Genomic DNA, 16825 nt, shown 5'->3' with positions numbered 1-16825 from the left:
CTATAAAATATATTCTTAAGCGTTAACTAATTCTACTTTACCTCCTGCATTCACAATAGCTTCTTGAGCTGTTTGAGTGAATTTATCAGCAGTAACATTAACAGTTGCTTTTAACTCTCCACGACCTAAAATTTTCACTAAGTCATTTTTGTGAGCTAATCCTAACTGAACTAATGTTTCTTTATTTAAAGTATCTGTAATTTTGTTGTTATCAACTAATTGTTGAATTGTATCTAAATTGATTCCAGTGTACTCAACTCTGTTGATGTTTTTGAAACCAAATTTAGGTAAACGTCTTTGTAAAGGCATTTGTCCACCTTCGAAACCGATTTTTCTTGAATAACCAGAACGAGATTTAGCACCTTTGTGTCCACGACCTGCTGTCAAACCGTTTCCACTACCTTCACCTCTACCTTTACGGAATTTATTTTGTACTGAACCAGCAGCTGGTTTTAAATTACTTAAATTCATTTTTAATAATTTTTAAAAGGTTAAAAGCGATTAAGCTCTTTCTACTACTACTAAGTGTGAGATTTTACGGATCATTCCTTCAATTTGAGGAGTTGATTCGTGCTCAACAACTTGATTCAACTTTTTCAAACCTAAAGCAACTAATGTAGCTTTTTGAGATTTATCACGGTTGATTGCACTACGTGTTTGTTTTACTCTTACTTTGCTCATTTTACTTTTTTTTAACCGTTGAATACTTTAGTTACAGAAATACCTCTTTGACGAGCAATAGTCTCTACAGAACGTAAGCTTAATAAAGCGCGGAATGTAGCTTTTACTGCGTTATGAGGGTTAGAAGAACCTTTTGATTTTGATAATACATCATGTACACCAACTGATTCTAATACCGCACGTACTGTACCACCTGCAATTACCCCTGTACCTTTAGATGCTGGACGGATGAATACTTGCGCACCACCGAAACGAGCTTCTTGTTCGTGAGGAATTGTGTTGTTAAATAACGGGATACGTACTAAGTTTTTCTTAGCGTCTTCGATAGCTTTAGCGATTGCAGAAGCTACGTCTTTAGATTTCCCTAATCCGTAACCTACTACTCCGTTTCCGTCACCTACTACTACGATTGCAGAGAAACCAAATGCTCTACCTCCTTTTGTTACTTTAGTAACACGTTGTACTCCAACTAAACGATCTTTTAAATCTAAACCTGTTGGTTTTACTCTTTCTACGTTTTTAAATCCTAACATAATTTCTTTCTCTTTTTTAGAATTTTAATCCACCTTCTCTAGCACCATCTGCTAAAGCTTTGATTCTACCATGATATACGAAACCGTTACGATCAAAAACTACAGTTTCAATTCCTTTTGCAATAGCTTTAGCAGCTAATGCTTTACCAACTGATACAGAAACTTCAGATTTTGTACCTTCTACAGCAACACCTTTTTCACGAGATGATGCAGAAGCTAAAGTTACTCCATTGTTATCGTCAATAATTTGAGCGTAAATTTCTTTGTTAGAACGGTAAACTGATAAACGAGGTTTAGTTTCTGTTCCAAAAATATTTCGACGCACGCGTCTTTTTATTTTTTGTCTTTTTTCTACTTTAGATAATGCCATTTTTCAATGATTTTTATGCAGATTTACCTGCTTTTCTTCTAATAATTTCTCCTACGAATTTAATTCCTTTTCCTTTGTAAGGCTCTGGCTTACGGTAAGAACGAATTTTCGCTACGATCATTCCTAATAATTGATTATCATGAGATGATAATGTAATAATAGGGTTTTTACCTTTTTCTGTTAAAGTTTCAACTTTAATTTCTGTAGGTAATTCAATAACGATATTGTGAGAGAAACCTAATGACAAATCTAATTTTTGTCCGTTGTTAGATGCTCTATAACCAACACCAACTAATTCTAATTGTTTTTTGAAACCTTCTGTTACACCAGTAACCATGTTATTGATTAATGAACGGTATAAACCATGTAAAGCTTTGTTATCTTTAGAATCGTTTGGACGAACTACAGTTAAAACTCCGTCTTCGATTTTTAAATCAAATCCTTCTTTTAACTCTCTTGTCATTGTAATGTTGTTACCTTTTACAGTAACTACGTTATCTTTAAATTCAACAGTTGCTGCAGCAGGGATGTTGATATGTGCGTGTCCTATTCTTGACATAATTTCTTAATTTTTTAAAAGATTAATAAACAAAACATAAAACTTCACCACCTACATTCTCTTGACGAGCTTGTTTATCTGTCATCACACCTTTAGAAGTTGAGATGATAGCAACACCTAAACCGTTTAATACACGAGGTAATTCTTTAGATCCTGCGTATTGACGTAAACCTGGAGTTGAAGCTCTTTTGATTTTACGGATAGCTGGCTCTTTAGTAACTTTGTCGTACTTTAAAGCGATTTTGATTGTTCCTTGAGGTTGATCTTGTCCTTCGAATTTGTAGTTCAAGATGTAACCTTGTTCAAATAAGATCTTAGTGATCTCTTTTTTAATTTTAGATGCAGGGATTTCCACTACTTTGTGTCCTGCCATCATTGCATTTCTAACGCGAGTTAGAAAATCTGAAATTGGATCTGTATACATAAATAATTCTATAGTATAGCGCGTAAGCACTACTTTTAAAATTAAACTTTTACCAAAATGCACTATGCATTTGGGTTGCAAATATATTGCATATTTTTTAATTACAAACTATTAATCTAAATAATTTATTTTTAATCGTTTTATAACTAGGGATTAAGACAAAACATGAAACTCAATCTTTATATTTATTTATCTTTTTAATCGATCTCAACAATTAATTCTTGATGTAATCTTCTATTTTTATTCTTAAAAAATAGCTGAAAGTCAAAACAATTTATATAAATTTGATTTGGCTTTAGGGGTATTCTGAAAAGAATTGAGAGAGTCCCTTTGAACCTGATACGGTTAACACCGACGTAGGGAAAAGCAATATCTATGCAATTATTTAATATTTGCAACGCTTTATTTTCAAAGAAAATCCTCTTTAGCCATTAATTGTTTCATCTAAAAAATTATCAATTAATGGAAAATCTAATTATTCAAAATTTACATGCTGTCCGGACAAAAAATCCGCTTGTTCACAACATCACCAATTTTGTGGTGATGAACAATACTGCAAATGCTCTTTTGGCAATTGGAGCATCGCCTGTTATGATACATGCACACAAAGAAGTGGAAAATATCGTCAAAATCTCAAATGCATTAGTCATCAATATCGGAACTCTTGATGATTATTGGGCAGAAAGCATGCTAATTGCAGCAAAAAAAGCAGATCAACTGAATAAACCTTGGGTATTAGACCCTGTTGGAGCTGGAATTTCAACTTTCAGAAATGAACTTATAAAAGAACTGCTTCGCTATCATCCTACTGTCATAAGAGGAAATGCTTCAGAAATTTTAACTTTAGATACCTTCGAAGCTGTTCAGGGAAAAGGAGTCGACAGTACACATCAAAGTAATCAAGCGATAAAAGCAGCACACAATTTAAACCAGAAAATTGGATCTGTTGTTTGCATTTCAGGTGCTTCAGATTTTATTGTATCCAACAATCCGATAATTGAAATTAAAAATGGTCATGAATTGATGACTAAAGTTACTGGTTTAGGTTGTTCAGCAACAGCTAGCATCGGTGCTTTTATTGGCCTTAATAAAAATCCTTTCCTCGAAACGGTTAGCGGCATGGCCATATTTAGTTTAGCAGGTGAATTGGCACAGAAAAAAAGTAATGGCCCAGGAACCTTACAAATGAATTTGTATGACACGTTATACCATATATCTGCAGAAGAAATTCAAACAAATTTGAAAATCTCAGTTTATGAAGATTAATCCAACTTTTCCTTATCCTTTGTATTTAGTTATTTCTGAAAAAGATTGTACGCATCTTCATTGGTTAGATGTTGCAGAGCAAGCAATTATAGGTGGGGTTGATATCATTCAGCTTCGGGAAAAAAATTGCACTGTCAGCGAGTATATTTCAAAAGCTACAATATTAAAAAAAATTACGGACCACTACAATATCCCTTTGATTATTAACGATTCATTAGAAGTCGCAACCGCTGTTAACCCTTGGGGAATACATGTCGGGCAGTCAGATATATTACCTTCTGAAATTCACAAAAATGCACAAGCTCTAAAAAATATTGGTTGGTCTTTAGAAATTATCAAACAGTTGAATGATGATGAAATGAAATATGTACATCATTTAGGGGTAAGTCCAATATTTTCGACTCCAACAAAAACCAATACGATTACTGAATGGGGTTTTGAAGGATTAAAATTTTTGAAAACTAAAACATCAAAACCATTGATTGCAATTGGCGGAATTAATGAAAGTAATATTGCTAAAATCATACAAGCCGGTGCAGATAGTGTTGCAATTGTTTCTGCAATTTGCGGAAGCAAAAATCCAAAAAAATCTGCCCAAATTTTAAAACAAATTATTAACGAAAATGAATACCATCCAAAAAGCATATAGTGTCTTAACAATTGCCGGATTTGACGGAAGCGGTGGCGCTGGCATACAAGCTGATACCAAAACAATTTCCGCTCATGGCTGTTATGCAACAAATGTATTGACAGCCTTGCCTGTTCAAAATACACAAGGCGTACAAAATATTTACGAAATTCCTGCACAAGCAATTCGTGAACAAATTCAATCCATATTAGAGGATATTTATCCTGATGCAATAAAAATTGGAATGGTTCATAGTGTTGAATTGGTTCATATCATTTCAGAGGAATTAAAAAATTACAATAGACCGATTGTTTATGACCCTGTCATGGTTGCGACAAGTGGACATCGGTTAATCAAAGAAGAAACACTTGAAGCTTGCATAGAAAAGCTTTTTCCTTTGGCCACGCTTATCACGCCAAATCTTGATGAAGCAAGTATTTTGGTAAATCATAAAATTGATTCTGCTGAATTGATGCTTTCTTATGGAGAAACGATTTTAAATTTAGGTTGTCAGAATCTTTTATTAAAAGGCGGACATCTTCAGCAAGAAAAAATTATCAGTTATTTATTTCAAAAAGAACAACCTGTACAAAGTTATACCTCTCAAAAAATAGAGACAAAAAATACGCATGGTTCAGGCTGCACACTATCTTCTGCAATTGCGTGTAATTTAGCTTTGGGGGTTTCACTCACACAAAGTGTACAACTAGCACAAGAATATGTTGAACAAGCAATATTAGGAAGTAAAGACCTAACAATTGGAAAAGGAAATGGACCTCTTAATCATTTATTTAATCCACAAAAATTAAAAACCTATGACATTCACAACTAAAGCTTGGGAAACCATCGCGCCTATTTACAATGATATTCTAAATATGCCTTTTATAATTGAATTGCAAAATGGGTCATTACCAATAGAGAAATTTCAGTTTTACATGTTACAAGATGCAAAATATTTGGAACATTTTGGGCGAGTATTAGCTGCCATTGGATCAAAATCTGAAGACAATCAACAAGCCATTGACTTTTTCGAATTCGGAAAAAATGCATTAATTGTTGAACGTGCTTTACACGAATCCTATTTTGAGGATTTTGGATTATCGCAAAACATCATCATCGAAACACAACCTGTTTGTCACCATTATTCACATTTCTTAAAAAGTACAGCTGCATTCGAACCTATTGAAATTGCATTAGCTGCTGTTTTGCCTTGCTTTTGGATTTATAAAGAAGTTGGTGATGAAATCATCAAAAATCAAACAAAAGAAAATAATCCATATCAAAAATGGATTGAGACCTATAGTGGAGATGAATTTGGTGAAGGTGTAAAAAAAGCGAAAAGTTATGTTGATAAGATTGCAGAAGGAGCAACTGAAAAAATAAAAGAACAAATGCTAGAAGCTTTTGTCAAAGCAAGCGAATTAGAATTTCAGTTTTGGAATGCATCTTATGAAAATATCACATGGGAAAGAAAATAAATGCCATCTTTTTTGATTTTGATGGGGTAATCGTAAATAGTCAACAATTATGGGAGCTGATGTTTGATGAAGTCATTAAAATATATCGGTTGGATACGATATGTTTGGTAGAAAATGACGGAATGAATTTCACAACAAATGAAGCAATCCAATTGATGTTAGAAAATCAGCAACGCTTTACAAATCATTTGTACGAGGAAATAATCGATTGGACAGAAAAATTTTATGTCGAAAACTTTCATCAGTTTGTACAATTAAATGACCACGTTGCTGAGATGTTGGAACATTTAAAAGCCAATCAAATTCAAATTGTTCTTGTTTCCAATTCCTCTAGAAGACAAATTAAGTATGCTTTTCAACAATTAAAACTTCATTCCTATTTTGATCACACTATTTCAGCAGATGATGTTTCAAAAGGCAAACCAAATGCAGAACCTTATTTAAAAGCTTTATCATTATGCGAAAAGCAAAAGGAAGAAGTTTTAGTTATCGAAGATTCACTCACCGGAATTAATTCAGCAAAAGATGCTGGTTTAAATTATAAAATTTACAACAATTCAGATTTTTGTCTTCAGCCAAATTACATAGCTGATTTTAGGGAATTGATCAAAGAAATATAAACCTTACAAAAACAAAAAAATCCTTACTCAATAAAGAGTAAGGATTTAATATTTCTAAAGCTATTGGTAAATTACCAAGACGCTTTTTTAACACCTGGGATTAACCCTTCGTTCGCCATTTCGCGGAAAGTTACACGAGAGATCCCGAAAGTTCTCATGTATCCTCTTGGACGACCTGTTAATTTACAACGGTTGTGTAAACGTACAGGAGAAGCGTTTTTAGGTAATTTTTGTAATGCTTCGTAGTCACCAGCTTCTAATAAAGCTTGACGTTTCGCAGCATATTTAGCAACTAATGCTTCTCTTTTGCGCTCACGCGCTTTCATTGATTCTTTAGCCATGACTTCTTATTTTTCTTTAGTAAATGGTAATCCGAATTTAGATAATAAAGCTTTAGCTTCTTTATCTGTGTTCGCTGAAGTTACAAAGGTAATATCTAAACCTTGAATTTTCTTGATTTTATCAATATTAATTTCTGGGAAGATAATTTGTTCTTTGATACCTAAGTTATAGTTACCTCTACCGTCGAAACCTGTAGAAGAAATACCGCTAAAATCACGTACACGTGGTAAAGCTGCAGATACTAAACGGTCTAAGAATTCATACATTTTCTCACCACGTAAAGTTACTTTAGCCCCAATTGGCATTCCTTTACGTAATTTGAAAGCTGCTTCATCTTTCTTAGAAATTGTTCCTACTGCTTTTTGACCAGTGATTAATTCTAACTCTTCGATAGCGTAATCAACGATTTTTTTGTCAGCTGTAGCAGCACCTAAACCTTGAGATAAAACAATTTTCTCTAATTTAGGAACTTGCATAATAGATTTGTATCCGAACTCTTCTTTAAGAGCAGCTACAATCTCTTCTTTATATTTAACCTGCGGACGAGGTGTGTATGTTGTTGTACTCATTCTTAAATAGCTTTTCCTGATTTTTTAGCAATTCTTACTTTTTTACCTCCTTCTTCTTTGATCGCTACTTTCGTTGCTTTCCCAGTTTCTGGATCTACTAAAGCCAATTTACATAAATAGATTTGAGCTTCTTTTTCAACAACTCCACCTTGTGGATTTTGTGCGCTTGGCTTTACACGTTTTTTTGCAATATTAACCCCTTCAACGATAGCTTTAGCTTTGTCAGGGAATACGCGTAACACAGTACCAGTTTGACCTTTGTTAGATCCTGATAATACGACTACTTTGTCTCCTTTTTTAATTTTTAACTTTGCCATGTTGTTCTATTATAATACCTCTGGGGCTAATGATACAATTTTCATATATTCTTTATCACGTAACTCACGAGCAACTGGACCGAATACACGAGTACCACGCATTTCTCCTTGAGTGTTCAATAATACACATGCATTATCGTCGAAACGGATATATGAACCGTCTTTTCTACGAACTTCTTTTTTAGTTCTAACTACAACAGCTTTTGATACAGCACCTTTTTTAACGTTTCCTGAAGGTGTAGCTTCTTTGATCGCAACTACGATTTTGTCACCTACTGATGCGTATCTTCTTTTAGTACCACCTAAAACGCGGATTACTAATGCTTCACGAGCTCCTGTGTTATCTGCAACTTTTAATCTAGATTCTTGTTGTAACATAACTTATCTTATTTAGCTCTTTCAATGATTTCTACTAATCTCCATCTTTTGTTTTTAGACAAAGGACGAGTCTCCATGATACGCACTGTGTCACCTTCGTTACACTCGTTATTTTCGTCGTGCGCTGTATATTTCTTCGTTTTTAAAACGAATTTCCCATAGAATGGGTGCTTTTGCTTCTTAGTTTCAGCTACAACAATGGTTTTTTCCATTTTGTTTGATGTAACTAAACCTACTCTTTCTTTTCTTAATTTTCTTTCCATCAGTTACAGATTACTGTTATGATTGTTTTTCGTTTAACACGGTATTCAAACGAGCAATTGTTCTGCGTAAGTCTCTAATACCGATTGGATTTGCTACAGGAGAAACAGCGTTTGTCAATTTTAATTGATCGTAGTTCGCTTGTTCTTCAGCTATTTTAGCTTGTAACTCCTCAACACTTAGATTTCTAATATCTGCTGCTTTCATTTTTTCTTAATTTTTGAAATTATTAATTTTGGAAATCACGTGCAACGATAAACTTAGTCTTAACAGGTAACTTCTGAGCTGCTAAACGCAATGCTTCAGTTGCAACCTCTACTGGCACACCTCCTACTTCGAATAAGATACGACCTGGTTGTACAGGAGCTACCCAATATTCTGGTGCACCTTTACCTTTACCCATACGTACCTCTGCTGGTTTCTTAGTAATTGGTTTATCTGGAAATATTTTAATCCATAATTGACCCTCTCTCTTCATGAAACGAGTTGCAGCAATACGAGCTGCCTCGATTTGACGTGCTGTAATAAACGCTTCGTCTAAAGATTTGATCCCGAAAGTCCCGTAAGCTAATTGAGTTCCTCTGTGAGAAACACCTTTCATCTTACCTTTTTGGGTTTTTCTAAACTTTACTCTTCTCGGTGATAACATATCTACTTAATTCTTTATGTTAGTTGTTAAACTAAATTATCGCTTTCTATTATTAGATCTTTCACCTCCCTTTCTGTTGTTGTCAGATTTTTTTTGTTTTTTCTGTAATCCAACTAAAGGAGATAATTCTCTCTTACCATATACCTCACCTTTCATGATCCATACTTTGATCCCTAAACGACCATAAGTTGTATGAGCTTCTGAAATGTGGTAATCAATGTCTGCACGGAATGTAGACAAAGGAATACGTCCATCTTTATAAGTTTCAGAACGTGCCATCTCTGCACCGTTTAAACGACCAGAGATTTGAACTTTGATTCCTTCTGCGTTCATTCTCATTGCTGATTGAATTGCCATTTTAATAGCACGACGGTAAGAAATACGATTCTCAATTTGACGAGCGATACTATCCCCTACTAAGATTGCATCTAATTCTGGTCTCTTAATTTCGAAGATGTTAATTTGAACCTCTTTACCAGTGATTTTCTTTAACTCTTCTTTTAATTTGTCAACTTCTTGTCCACCTTTACCAATAATGATACCTGGACGAGCAGTAGTTACAGTTACTGTAACTAATTTTAAAGTACGATCGATGTAAATACGAGAAACTCCGGCTTTAGACAAACGTGCTCTTAAATAAGTACGAATTTTTGCATCTTCTGCAATTTTATCACCGTAATCATTTCCACCGTACCAGTTAGAATCCCATCCTCTGATGATTCCTAAACGATTTCCGATTGGATTAGTTTTTTGTCCCATATTCTTAATCTTGTACTTTTTGTTTATCTTCTTTAGTTCCTAAAACCAAAGTTACATGGTTTGAACGTTTTCTGATTCTATGTGCTCTACCTTGAGGTGCAGTACGAATTCTTTTTAATTGACGTGCACTATCAACAGAGATTTCTTTAACATATAATCCAGCTTCTTCAACATCAGCTCCTTCATTTTTGATTTGCCAGTTAGCGATAGCGCTTAATAACAATTTCTCTAAACGGATTGAAGCGTGGTTTTTAGTATATTTTAAAATACCTAAAGCTTTTTGAATTTCAACTCCACGGATAATATCTACTACTAATCTCATCTTACGAGGAGAAGTAGGAACATTATTTAATTTCGCAAAAGCTACCTGCTTGTTAGCTTCTTTGATTCTTTCGTTACTTAATCTTTTTCTAGATCCCATGGCCCTTTACTATTTTTTTCCTTTGTTTTTAGCTCCGGCATGACCTCTAAAAGTACGTGTAGGAGCGAACTCACCTAATTTATGACCTACCATATTCTCAGTAACATAAACAGGAATAAATTGCTTTCCGTTGTGTACTGCGATTGTTTGACCAACAAAATCAGGAGAAATCATTGATGCTCTTGACCATGTTTTGATCACGTTTTTGCTACCGCTTTCTACGTTAGCAAGAACTTTCTTTTCTAATTTATAGTGGATGAATGGTCCTTTTTTTAATGAACGTGCCATAAATTATTTTTTTCTTCTTTCAACAATATATTTGTTAGACGCTTTCTTCTTGTCACGAGTTTTGTAACCTTTCGCTGGAATACCGTTACGAGAACGAGGGATACCTCCTGTCGCACGACCTTCACCACCACCCATTGGGTGATCTACAGGGTTCATAACCATTGGACGAGTTCTTGGACGACGACCTTGCCATCTAGAACGACCAGCTTTACCAGAAACTTCTAACTGATGGTCTGTGTTAGAAACAACACCTACTGTTGCTTTACACTCCACTAAAATCATTCTTGATTCACCACTTGGTAACTTAACGATAGCATATTTACCATCACGCGCAACTAATTGAGCATAAGTACCTGCACTTCTTGCCATAACTGCTCCTTGCCCTGGACGTAATTCAATACAAGAGATTACTGTACCTAATGGCATATTTTTAAGCTTCATAGCATTACCTACTTCTGGTTCTACGTTTTCACCTGAAACAATTACTTGTCCAGCTTTCAAACCATTTTGAGCAATAATGTAACGTTTTTCACCATCTTCGTAAGATAATAAAGCGATGAATGCAGTTCTGTTTGGATCGTATTGTACAGATTCTACAGTTGCAGCACCTTCTTTATCACGTTTGAAGTCGATGATACGATATTTTTGTTTGTGTCCACCACCGATATAACGCATTGTCATTTTACCAGTGTTGTTACGTCCACCCGATTTAGATTTTCCTTCAACTAATGTCTTTTCTGGCTTAGCATTTTTATCTACTGCCGCAAATTCATTAACCACTCTAAAACGTTGTCCCGGGGTGATAGGTTTTAATTTTCTTACTGACATTTTTTAATTCTTAAATTATCCGAACAACTCTATTTCTTGACCTTCAGCTAAGCTAACGATCGCTTTTTTCAACTTATTTGTTTTTCCAGTTTGAAAACCTGTTTTTGTGTAACGAGTTTTTACTTTTGGAGCAGATACTAAAGTACTAACAGAAACTACAGATACACCGTAAGTTTTTTCTACAGCTTCTTTAATTTGAATTTTGTTAGCTTTTGTGTCTACATAAAACGAATATTGCCCTAACAACTCACTGTTATTAGTTGCTTTTTCTGAAATTACTGGTTTAATTATGATTCCCATTTTCTTCGTCTTATTTTGTTAAATTTTCTTGAACTGTTGCTAAAGAACCTTCTAAAAATACGATTTGAGAAGCATTGATTAAATCAAATACATTTAATTCCTCAGTTGTAACAACTTTAACTTTTTGTAAGTTACGAGAAGATAAATATACATTGCTATTAGATTCACCTAATACGAATAATGATTTTGTGTTCTCTAATCCTAAATCAGTTAAAACAGTTTTGAACTCTTTAGTTCTTGGAGCTTCGAAAGAAAAGTTTTCAACAACTTTGATTTCATTCTCAGCTAACTTTTGTGATAAAACTGATTTTTTAGCTAATCTCTTTTGTGCTTTGTTTAATTTGAAAGAGTAGTTTCTTGGACGTGGTCCGAAAACTCTACCTCCTCCTCTAAACACTGGAGATTTGATAGAACCAGCACGAGCTGTACCTGTTCCTTTTTGCTTTTTGATTTTACGAGTTGATCCCGCAATCTCAGCTCTTTCTTTTGCTTTGTGCGTTCCTTGGCGTTGAGCTGCTAAATATTGTTTAACTTCTAAGTACACTGTGTGTGTAGAAGGCTCAATTCCGAAAACTGCCTCGTCTAAAGATACTGTTCTTCCAGTTTCTTGACCTTTGATGTTTAATACTACTACTTCCATCTTCTAACGATTACGTATGAATTTTTAGGACCTGGGATAGCACCTTTAACAATTAAAAGATTTTTCTCAGTATCCACTTTAAGTACTTTTAAGTTCTGAACAGTAACTTGTTTACCACCCATTCTTCCAGCCATACGCATTCCTTTGAATACACGAGATGGATCTGAACCAGCACCGATAGAACCTGGAGCTCTTAAACGGTTATGTTGACCGTGTGTAGCTTGACCTACCCCACCGAAACCATGACGTTTAACAACACCTTGGAAACCTTTTCCTTTTGAAGTACCTGTAATACTTACAAATTCTCCTTCGTTGAATAATTCAACGTTAACTTCTCCTCCTAGAGTTAAAGAGTTCACGAATTCTTCACCGTAAAACTCAACTAACTTTCTCTTTGGAGTCGTTCCTGCTTTTTTAAAGTGACCTTTTAAAGCATTAGTCGTGTTTTTTTCTTTTGCGTCATCGAAACCAAGTTGAGCAGCAACGTACCCATCTTTCTCTACGGTTCTGACTTGAGTAACCACACATGGCCCAGCCTCTACGATTGTCACAGGAATATTTTTCCCGTTCTCATCAAATAAGCTAGTCATCGCGATTTTTTTACCAATGATACCTGACATTTGATTAAAATATGTTAATAATTTGTTTAATATTTCAGAGAATGTGGACTTTCGACCACTAGAGATCTTCTCTAAAATTAGCATGCAAATGTATGAATTAATTTGTAAACAACAAACTTTCAATTGATTATTTTTCAAAAGTTTACAAACAGCGAAAAATGTCAATCAAAGCATTCTTAATAGCAACTCATAAAAAAACCCTGAGATGTGCACGTCTCAGGGTTTATATTTATTTAAAATACAGCTAACTATACTTTAATTTCTACTTCAACACCACTAGGTAATTCTAACTTCATTAAAGCATCAACTGTTTTAGATGAAGAAGAATAAATGTCTAATAATCTTTTGTGAGCTGATAATTGAAATTGCTCGCGAGATTTTTTGTTAACGTGTGGAGATCTTAAAACTGTAAAGATTCTTTTGTGAGTTGGTAATGGAATTGGTCCATTAACAACAGCTCCTGTAGCTTTTACAGTTTTTACGATTTTTTCAGCTGATTTATCAACTAAAGAATAATCGTAAGATTTTAATTTTATTCTAATTTTTTGACTCATTTTTCTTGAATTAAGCGTTACCTTTTGCTTTAGCGATTACAGCTTCAGACACGTTTGTTGGTGCTGGAGCGTAGTGATCGAATTCCATTGTAGATGTAGCACGACCAGAAGATAATGTACGTAATGAAGTTACATATCCGAACATTTCTGCTAATGGAACCATAGCTTTAATAACTTTAGCGTTATTTCTATCATCCATTCCTGATACTTGACCACGACGACGGTTTAAGTCACCTACAATATCACCCATGTTTTCTTCTGGAGTTAAAACCTCTAACTTCATGATAGGCTCTAAGATTTGAGCACCAGCGGCTTTTGCAGCAGCTTTGTAACCCATTTGAGCAGCTAACTCGAAAGATAATTGGTCAGAATCCACAGGGTGGAAAGATCCATCTTTTAAAGTAACTTTTAACGAATCCATTTCGAATCCTGCTAAAGGTCCATTCTTCATTGCAGCTTTAAAACCTTTCTCAATAGAAGGGATAAATTCTTTAGGAACGTTACCACCTTTAATTTCTGAAACGAATTCTAAACCTACTTTTCCTTCATCTGCTGGTCCCATTTCGAAAACGATATCAGCAAATTTACCACGACCACCTGATTGTTTTTTGTAAACCTCACGGTGATTAGCTGGACGAGAGAATGATTCTTTGTACTCTACTTGAGGCTCACCTTGGTTAACCTCTACTTTAAATTCACGTTTTAAACGGTCAACGATAATATCTAAGTGTAACTCACCCATACCAGAAATAACTGTTTGACCAGAAGCCTCATCAGTTTTTACTTGGAATGTTGGATCTTCTTCAGCTAATTTAGCTAAAGCCATACCTAATTTATCAACGTCAGCTTTCGTTTTAGGCTCAACTGCGATACCAATTACTGGATCTGGGAAGTCCATAGACTCTAATACGATAGGGGCTTTTTCATCACATAAAGTATCTCCTGTTTTGATATCTTTGAAACCTACTGCAGCTCCAATATCACCTGCTTCGATTCTCTCGATAGGCTCTTGTTTGTTAGCGTGCATTTGGAAGATACGAGAAATACGTTCTTTGTTACCAGAACGAGTATTTAATACGTAAGATCCAGCGTCTAATCCACCTGAATAAGCACGGAAGAATGCTAAACGACCTACGAATGGGTCAGTAGCAATTTTGAATGCTAATGCTGCGAATGGCTCATCAACTGAAGGTTTTCTTGAGATAGGCTCGTCAGTTTTTGGGTCAGTTCCTGGGATCGCTTCTTTATCACTTGGTGATGGTAAGTAACGACATACAGCATCTAACATGAATTGTACACCTTTGTTTTTGAACGAAGATCCACAAGTCATTGGGATGATAGACATATCTAATGTTGCAGCACGTAATGCAGCGTGAACTTCTTCTTCAGTAATAGAGTTTTCGTCCTCCATGTACTTCTCTAATAAGTTCTCGTCATACGCAGCTACTTCTTCAATTAATTGACCACGGAATTGTCTTACATCGTCAACCATATCAGCTGGGATTTCAACAACATCAAATGTAGAACCATGATTCTCATCATGCCATACAATTGCACGGTTTTTAATTAAATCTACAACTCCTTTAAAGTCTGCTTCGTCACCGATTGGTAATACAATAGGAACAGCATTTGACCCTAACATTTCACGTACTTGACGACATACATTTAAGAAGTCAGCTCCTTGACGGTCCATTTTGTTAACGAAACCTAAACGAGGAACTTTATAGTTATCTGCTAAACGCCAGTTTGTTTCAGATTGAGGTTCAACTCCATCTACTGCTGAGAATAAGAAAACTAAACCATCTAAAACACGTAAAGAACGGTTTACCTCTACTGTAAAGTCAACGTGACCAGGAGTGTCGATAATATTAAAGTGGTACCCTTTAGCGTCTGGTAATGGTTTACCTTGTTCTGTTGGGAATGTCCAATCTACTGTTACAGCTGCAGAAGTAATTGTAATACCTCTTTCAGCTTCTTGCTCCATCCAGTCAGTTGTAGCTGATCCTTCGTGAGTTTCTCCAATTTTGTGATTCTTACCTGAATAGAATAAGATACGCTCTGTCGTTGTAGTTTTTCCTGCATCGATGTGAGCAGCAATACCAATGTTTCTTGTGTATTTTAAATCTCTTGCCATCTTGTATTAGAATCTAAAGTGAGAGAATGCTTTGTTAGCTTCTGCCATTTTGTGAGTATCTTGACGTTTTTTAACGGCAGATCCTTCCTCTTTAGCAGCTGCAATAATTTCTCCAGCTAATTTTTGAGCCATCGATTTCTCGTTTCTGTTACGAGAATATTTGATTAACCATTTCATTGCTGTTGAAATTTTACGATCTGGACGAATTTCCATTGGAATTTGGAATGTAGCTCCACCAACACGGCGAGAGCGCACTTCTACGTGAGGCATTACATTAGATAATGCTTCTTTCCAAATGTCTAATGAAGTTTTTTCTGCATCTTCTTTACGAGAATCTACGATTTCTAACGCATCATAGAAAATTTTGAATGCTACAGATTTTTTTCCGTCGTACATTAAGTTGTTTACGAAACGAGTTACTAACTGATCATTAAATTTAGGATCTGGAAGTAAAGGTCTTTTTTTAGCTCTTGTCTTTCTCATCTTACCTTAAATTTATTTTTTAGCATCTTTAGGACGTTTCGCTCCATACTTACTTCTACGTTGAGTACGTCCGTTTACTCCCGCAGTATCTAACGCTCCACGTACAATGTGGTAACGCACACCTGGTAAATCTTTAACTCTACCTCCTCTAACCAATACTATCGAGTGCTCTTGAAGATTATGACCTTCACCACCGATGTACGCGTTAACTTCTTTCCCATTTGTTAATCTAACACGTGCAACTTTACGCATTGCTGAGTTAGGTTTCTTAGGAGTTGTAGTGTAAACACGTGTACAAACACCGCGGCGTTGTGGACATGATTCCAATGCAGCCGATTTACTCTTCTTGGTTAGTTTTTTTCTACCTTTTCTAACTAATTGTTGAATTGTTGGCATACTAATTAAATTTCCTTTTAAATTTGGATTAAACCCATTTTTTGGGCATGCAAAACTACAAATAATTTATACAAAAACAAATAATAATGGATTTATTTTACATTGATTTATAATTTTTTAAAGAATTATAAACTATATTTTACAGAATTTTAATTCAAGAATAACAAAACAAGTAAATTATCAATAAACCTAATTTTTGATAAGTGATAGTATCTTATCTACATCTATTGACAACAAAATTTATTAAAACTTTATCCTATATTATTTTTCTCTAAGCTAATAACTTTTCGTATTTTTAATTAATCTGAATATCATATAATTATCAAT

General features: G+C 34.8%; 29 protein-coding genes and 1 riboswitch. Of the genes, 5 read left to right on the top strand and 24 right to left on the bottom strand.

What is annotated here, in order from left to right; translation table 11 throughout:
- Positions 1-15: 15 nt before the first annotated feature.
- Genes rplO through rpsH form a run of 6 tightly spaced genes read right to left on the bottom strand, consistent with a single transcriptional unit; the run spans position 16 to position 2567 of the window.
- Positions 16-471, bottom strand: coding sequence for a 50S ribosomal protein L15 (gene rplO, locus N5E64_RS09085; RefSeq protein ID WP_114999016.1), 456 nt, complete (start codon positions 469-471; stop codon positions 16-18).
- Positions 472-501: 30 nt separating this feature from the next.
- Entirely contained in the window at positions 502-681 is a 180-nt protein-coding gene (rpmD, locus tag N5E64_RS09080) for a 50S ribosomal protein L30 (protein WP_038335538.1), read from the bottom strand.
- Positions 682-692: 11 nt separating this feature from the next.
- A complete protein-coding gene (gene rpsE, locus N5E64_RS09075) occupies positions 693-1214 on the bottom strand; it encodes a 30S ribosomal protein S5 (protein WP_114999014.1) in 522 nt (173 codons plus the stop codon).
- Positions 1215-1230: 16 nt separating this feature from the next.
- Entirely contained in the window at positions 1231-1584 is a 354-nt protein-coding gene (rplR, locus tag N5E64_RS09070) for a 50S ribosomal protein L18 (protein WP_114999013.1), read from the bottom strand.
- 13 nt (positions 1585-1597) lie between these two features.
- Positions 1598-2143, bottom strand: coding sequence for a 50S ribosomal protein L6 (gene rplF / locus N5E64_RS09065; RefSeq protein WP_280037177.1), 546 nt, complete (start codon positions 2141-2143; stop codon positions 1598-1600).
- Positions 2144-2165: 22 nt separating this feature from the next.
- Positions 2166-2567: a 30S ribosomal protein S8 gene (rpsH, locus tag N5E64_RS09060; RefSeq protein WP_019974187.1), complete on the bottom strand. Its 402-nt coding sequence runs from the start codon at positions 2565-2567 to the stop codon at positions 2166-2168.
- Between the two features lie 287 nt (positions 2568-2854).
- A riboswitch (TPP riboswitch) is annotated at positions 2855-2947 on the top strand.
- Positions 2948-3029: 82 nt separating this feature from the next.
- Between rpsH and thiM the strand changes: the two genes are divergently transcribed.
- Genes thiM through N5E64_RS09035 form a run of 5 tightly spaced genes read left to right on the top strand, consistent with a single transcriptional unit; the run spans position 3030 to position 6559 of the window.
- Complete coding sequence (gene thiM / locus N5E64_RS09055) at positions 3030-3833, top strand: hydroxyethylthiazole kinase (RefSeq protein WP_038335529.1); 804 nt, start codon at positions 3030-3032, stop codon at positions 3831-3833.
- Positions 3823-4482, top strand: coding sequence for a thiamine phosphate synthase (gene thiE / locus N5E64_RS09050; RefSeq protein ID WP_038335526.1), 660 nt, complete (start codon positions 3823-3825; stop codon positions 4480-4482). The genes thiM and thiE overlap by 11 nt, the downstream gene beginning before the upstream one ends.
- Complete coding sequence (gene thiD, locus N5E64_RS09045) at positions 4457-5293, top strand: bifunctional hydroxymethylpyrimidine kinase/phosphomethylpyrimidine kinase (RefSeq protein WP_038335524.1); 837 nt, start codon at positions 4457-4459, stop codon at positions 5291-5293. Before thiE ends, thiD begins: the two co-directional genes overlap by 26 nt.
- Complete coding sequence (gene tenA / locus N5E64_RS09040) at positions 5277-5939, top strand: thiaminase II (RefSeq protein WP_038335522.1); 663 nt, start codon at positions 5277-5279, stop codon at positions 5937-5939. Before thiD ends, tenA begins: the two co-directional genes overlap by 17 nt.
- Positions 5924-6559 carry an HAD family phosphatase gene (locus N5E64_RS09035; RefSeq protein WP_125349695.1) on the top strand — a complete coding sequence of 212 codons (636 nt, stop codon included), beginning with the start codon at positions 5924-5926 and terminating at the stop codon, positions 6557-6559. Before tenA ends, N5E64_RS09035 begins: the two co-directional genes overlap by 16 nt.
- Positions 6560-6630: 71 nt before the next feature.
- Here the strand turns inward: N5E64_RS09035 and rpsN are convergent, their stop codons facing one another.
- The 18 genes from rpsN to rpsL all read right to left on the bottom strand — a co-directional run bounded on the left by rpsN (position 6631) and on the right by rpsL (position 16498).
- Positions 6631-6900 carry a 30S ribosomal protein S14 gene (gene rpsN / locus N5E64_RS09030; RefSeq protein WP_019974193.1) on the bottom strand — a complete coding sequence of 90 codons (270 nt, stop codon included), beginning with the start codon at positions 6898-6900 and terminating at the stop codon, positions 6631-6633.
- Between the two features lie 6 nt (positions 6901-6906).
- Positions 6907-7470 (bottom strand): 50S ribosomal protein L5, encoded by a 564-nt coding sequence (rplE, locus tag N5E64_RS09025; protein ID WP_038335516.1) that lies wholly within the window; start codon positions 7468-7470, stop codon positions 6907-6909.
- A gap of 2 nt (positions 7471-7472) precedes the next feature.
- Complete coding sequence (gene rplX / locus N5E64_RS09020) at positions 7473-7787, bottom strand: 50S ribosomal protein L24 (RefSeq protein ID WP_038335509.1); 315 nt, start codon at positions 7785-7787, stop codon at positions 7473-7475.
- A 9-nt stretch (positions 7788-7796) separates the two neighbouring features.
- Positions 7797-8165, bottom strand: a complete 369-nt coding sequence (rplN, locus tag N5E64_RS09015; RefSeq protein WP_019974196.1) for a 50S ribosomal protein L14 — start codon at positions 8163-8165, stop codon at positions 7797-7799.
- An 8-nt stretch (positions 8166-8173) separates the two neighbouring features.
- Positions 8174-8428 (bottom strand): 30S ribosomal protein S17, encoded by a 255-nt coding sequence (gene rpsQ, locus N5E64_RS09010; RefSeq protein WP_019974197.1) that lies wholly within the window; start codon positions 8426-8428, stop codon positions 8174-8176.
- Between the two features lie 16 nt (positions 8429-8444).
- Entirely contained in the window at positions 8445-8633 is a 189-nt protein-coding gene (gene rpmC / locus N5E64_RS09005; RefSeq protein ID WP_038335494.1) for a 50S ribosomal protein L29, read from the bottom strand.
- A 22-nt stretch (positions 8634-8655) separates the two neighbouring features.
- Entirely contained in the window at positions 8656-9075 is a 420-nt protein-coding gene (gene rplP, locus N5E64_RS09000; RefSeq protein ID WP_038335490.1) for a 50S ribosomal protein L16, read from the bottom strand.
- Positions 9076-9111: 36 nt separating this feature from the next.
- On the bottom strand, positions 9112-9834 hold the full coding sequence (rpsC, locus tag N5E64_RS08995) for a 30S ribosomal protein S3 (RefSeq protein WP_019974200.1): 723 nt from the start codon (positions 9832-9834) through the stop codon (positions 9112-9114).
- 4 nt (positions 9835-9838) lie between these two features.
- Positions 9839-10255, bottom strand: coding sequence for a 50S ribosomal protein L22 (rplV, locus tag N5E64_RS08990; protein WP_019974201.1), 417 nt, complete (start codon positions 10253-10255; stop codon positions 9839-9841).
- A gap of 9 nt (positions 10256-10264) precedes the next feature.
- On the bottom strand, positions 10265-10543 hold the full coding sequence (gene rpsS / locus N5E64_RS08985; protein ID WP_019974202.1) for a 30S ribosomal protein S19: 279 nt from the start codon (positions 10541-10543) through the stop codon (positions 10265-10267).
- 3 nt (positions 10544-10546) lie between these two features.
- The gene (rplB, locus tag N5E64_RS08980; RefSeq protein WP_038335472.1) at positions 10547-11371 is read right to left on the bottom strand and encodes a 50S ribosomal protein L2; all 825 of its coding nucleotides are present in this window, start codon (positions 11369-11371) and stop codon (positions 10547-10549) included.
- A gap of 15 nt (positions 11372-11386) precedes the next feature.
- On the bottom strand, positions 11387-11671 hold the full coding sequence (rplW, locus tag N5E64_RS08975; RefSeq protein WP_038335466.1) for a 50S ribosomal protein L23: 285 nt from the start codon (positions 11669-11671) through the stop codon (positions 11387-11389).
- Between the two features lie 10 nt (positions 11672-11681).
- Entirely contained in the window at positions 11682-12311 is a 630-nt protein-coding gene (rplD, locus tag N5E64_RS08970) for a 50S ribosomal protein L4 (protein WP_038335460.1), read from the bottom strand.
- On the bottom strand, positions 12302-12931 hold the full coding sequence (gene rplC / locus N5E64_RS08965; RefSeq protein WP_038335606.1) for a 50S ribosomal protein L3: 630 nt from the start codon (positions 12929-12931) through the stop codon (positions 12302-12304). The genes rplD and rplC overlap by 10 nt, the downstream gene beginning before the upstream one ends.
- Before the next feature lie 248 nt (positions 12932-13179).
- Entirely contained in the window at positions 13180-13485 is a 306-nt protein-coding gene (gene rpsJ, locus N5E64_RS08960; RefSeq protein WP_019974208.1) for a 30S ribosomal protein S10, read from the bottom strand.
- A gap of 10 nt (positions 13486-13495) precedes the next feature.
- The gene (fusA, locus tag N5E64_RS08955; protein ID WP_219034156.1) at positions 13496-15619 is read right to left on the bottom strand and encodes an elongation factor G; all 2124 of its coding nucleotides are present in this window, start codon (positions 15617-15619) and stop codon (positions 13496-13498) included.
- Between the two features lie 6 nt (positions 15620-15625).
- Entirely contained in the window at positions 15626-16102 is a 477-nt protein-coding gene (rpsG, locus tag N5E64_RS08950; protein ID WP_019974210.1) for a 30S ribosomal protein S7, read from the bottom strand.
- A 12-nt stretch (positions 16103-16114) separates the two neighbouring features.
- Positions 16115-16498, bottom strand: coding sequence for a 30S ribosomal protein S12 (rpsL, locus tag N5E64_RS08945; RefSeq protein ID WP_019974211.1), 384 nt, complete (start codon positions 16496-16498; stop codon positions 16115-16117).
- Positions 16499-16825 lie beyond the last annotated feature (327 nt).

Origin of the sequence: Empedobacter sp. GD03739 (assembly GCF_029843245.1) — a bacterium.
Lineage (GTDB): Bacteria > Bacteroidota > Bacteroidia > Flavobacteriales > Weeksellaceae > Empedobacter > Empedobacter falsenii_B.
The sequence above is the reverse complement of the archived record's forward strand: the minus strand, read 5'-3'. Positions and strand labels throughout refer to the sequence as shown.

Bases quoted from the DNA above. Each gene is read 5' to 3' on its own strand.
- rplO (WP_114999016.1), bottom strand. From the start codon at position 471: ATGAATTTAAGTAATTTAAAACCAGCTGCTGGTTCAGTACAAAATAAA.
- rpmD (WP_038335538.1), bottom strand. From the start codon at position 681: ATGAGCAAAGTAAGAGTAAAACAAACACGTAGTGCAATCAACCGTGAT.
- rpsE (WP_114999014.1), bottom strand. From the start codon at position 1,214: ATGTTAGGATTTAAAAACGTAGAAAGAGTAAAACCAACAGGTTTAGAT.
- rplR (WP_114999013.1), bottom strand. From the start codon at position 1,584: ATGGCATTATCTAAAGTAGAAAAAAGACAAAAAATAAAAAGACGCGTG.
- rplF (WP_280037177.1), bottom strand. From the start codon at position 2,143: ATGTCAAGAATAGGACACGCACATATCAACATCCCTGCTGCAGCAACT.
- rpsH (WP_019974187.1), bottom strand. From the start codon at position 2,567: ATGTATACAGATCCAATTTCAGATTTTCTAACTCGCGTTAGAAATGCA.
- thiM (WP_038335529.1), top strand. From the start codon at position 3,030: ATGGAAAATCTAATTATTCAAAATTTACATGCTGTCCGGACAAAAAAT.
- thiE (WP_038335526.1), top strand. From the start codon at position 3,823: ATGAAGATTAATCCAACTTTTCCTTATCCTTTGTATTTAGTTATTTCT.
- thiD (WP_038335524.1), top strand. From the start codon at position 4,457: ATGAATACCATCCAAAAAGCATATAGTGTCTTAACAATTGCCGGATTT.
- tenA (WP_038335522.1), top strand. From the start codon at position 5,277: ATGACATTCACAACTAAAGCTTGGGAAACCATCGCGCCTATTTACAAT.
- N5E64_RS09035 (WP_125349695.1), top strand. From the start codon at position 5,924: ATGGGAAAGAAAATAAATGCCATCTTTTTTGATTTTGATGGGGTAATC.
- rpsN (WP_019974193.1), bottom strand. From the start codon at position 6,900: ATGGCTAAAGAATCAATGAAAGCGCGTGAGCGCAAAAGAGAAGCATTA.
- rplE (WP_038335516.1), bottom strand. From the start codon at position 7,470: ATGAGTACAACAACATACACACCTCGTCCGCAGGTTAAATATAAAGAA.
- rplX (WP_038335509.1), bottom strand. From the start codon at position 7,787: ATGGCAAAGTTAAAAATTAAAAAAGGAGACAAAGTAGTCGTATTATCA.
- rplN (WP_019974196.1), bottom strand. From the start codon at position 8,165: ATGTTACAACAAGAATCTAGATTAAAAGTTGCAGATAACACAGGAGCT.
- rpsQ (WP_019974197.1), bottom strand. From the start codon at position 8,428: ATGGAAAGAAAATTAAGAAAAGAAAGAGTAGGTTTAGTTACATCAAAC.
- rpmC (WP_038335494.1), bottom strand. From the start codon at position 8,633: ATGAAAGCAGCAGATATTAGAAATCTAAGTGTTGAGGAGTTACAAGCT.
- rplP (WP_038335490.1), bottom strand. From the start codon at position 9,075: ATGTTATCACCGAGAAGAGTAAAGTTTAGAAAAACCCAAAAAGGTAAG.
- rpsC (WP_019974200.1), bottom strand. From the start codon at position 9,834: ATGGGACAAAAAACTAATCCAATCGGAAATCGTTTAGGAATCATCAGA.
- rplV (WP_019974201.1), bottom strand. From the start codon at position 10,255: ATGGGATCTAGAAAAAGATTAAGTAACGAAAGAATCAAAGAAGCTAAC.
- rpsS (WP_019974202.1), bottom strand. From the start codon at position 10,543: ATGGCACGTTCATTAAAAAAAGGACCATTCATCCACTATAAATTAGAA.
- rplB (WP_038335472.1), bottom strand. From the start codon at position 11,371: ATGTCAGTAAGAAAATTAAAACCTATCACCCCGGGACAACGTTTTAGA.
- rplW (WP_038335466.1), bottom strand. From the start codon at position 11,671: ATGGGAATCATAATTAAACCAGTAATTTCAGAAAAAGCAACTAATAAC.
- rplD (WP_038335460.1), bottom strand. From the start codon at position 12,311: ATGGAAGTAGTAGTATTAAACATCAAAGGTCAAGAAACTGGAAGAACA.
- rplC (WP_038335606.1), bottom strand. From the start codon at position 12,931: ATGTCAGGTATCATTGGTAAAAAAATCGCGATGACTAGCTTATTTGAT.
- rpsJ (WP_019974208.1), bottom strand. From the start codon at position 13,485: ATGAGTCAAAAAATTAGAATAAAATTAAAATCTTACGATTATTCTTTA.
- fusA (WP_219034156.1), bottom strand. From the start codon at position 15,619: ATGGCAAGAGATTTAAAATACACAAGAAACATTGGTATTGCTGCTCAC.
- rpsG (WP_019974210.1), bottom strand. From the start codon at position 16,102: ATGAGAAAGACAAGAGCTAAAAAAAGACCTTTACTTCCAGATCCTAAA.
- rpsL (WP_019974211.1), bottom strand. From the start codon at position 16,498: ATGCCAACAATTCAACAATTAGTTAGAAAAGGTAGAAAAAAACTAACC.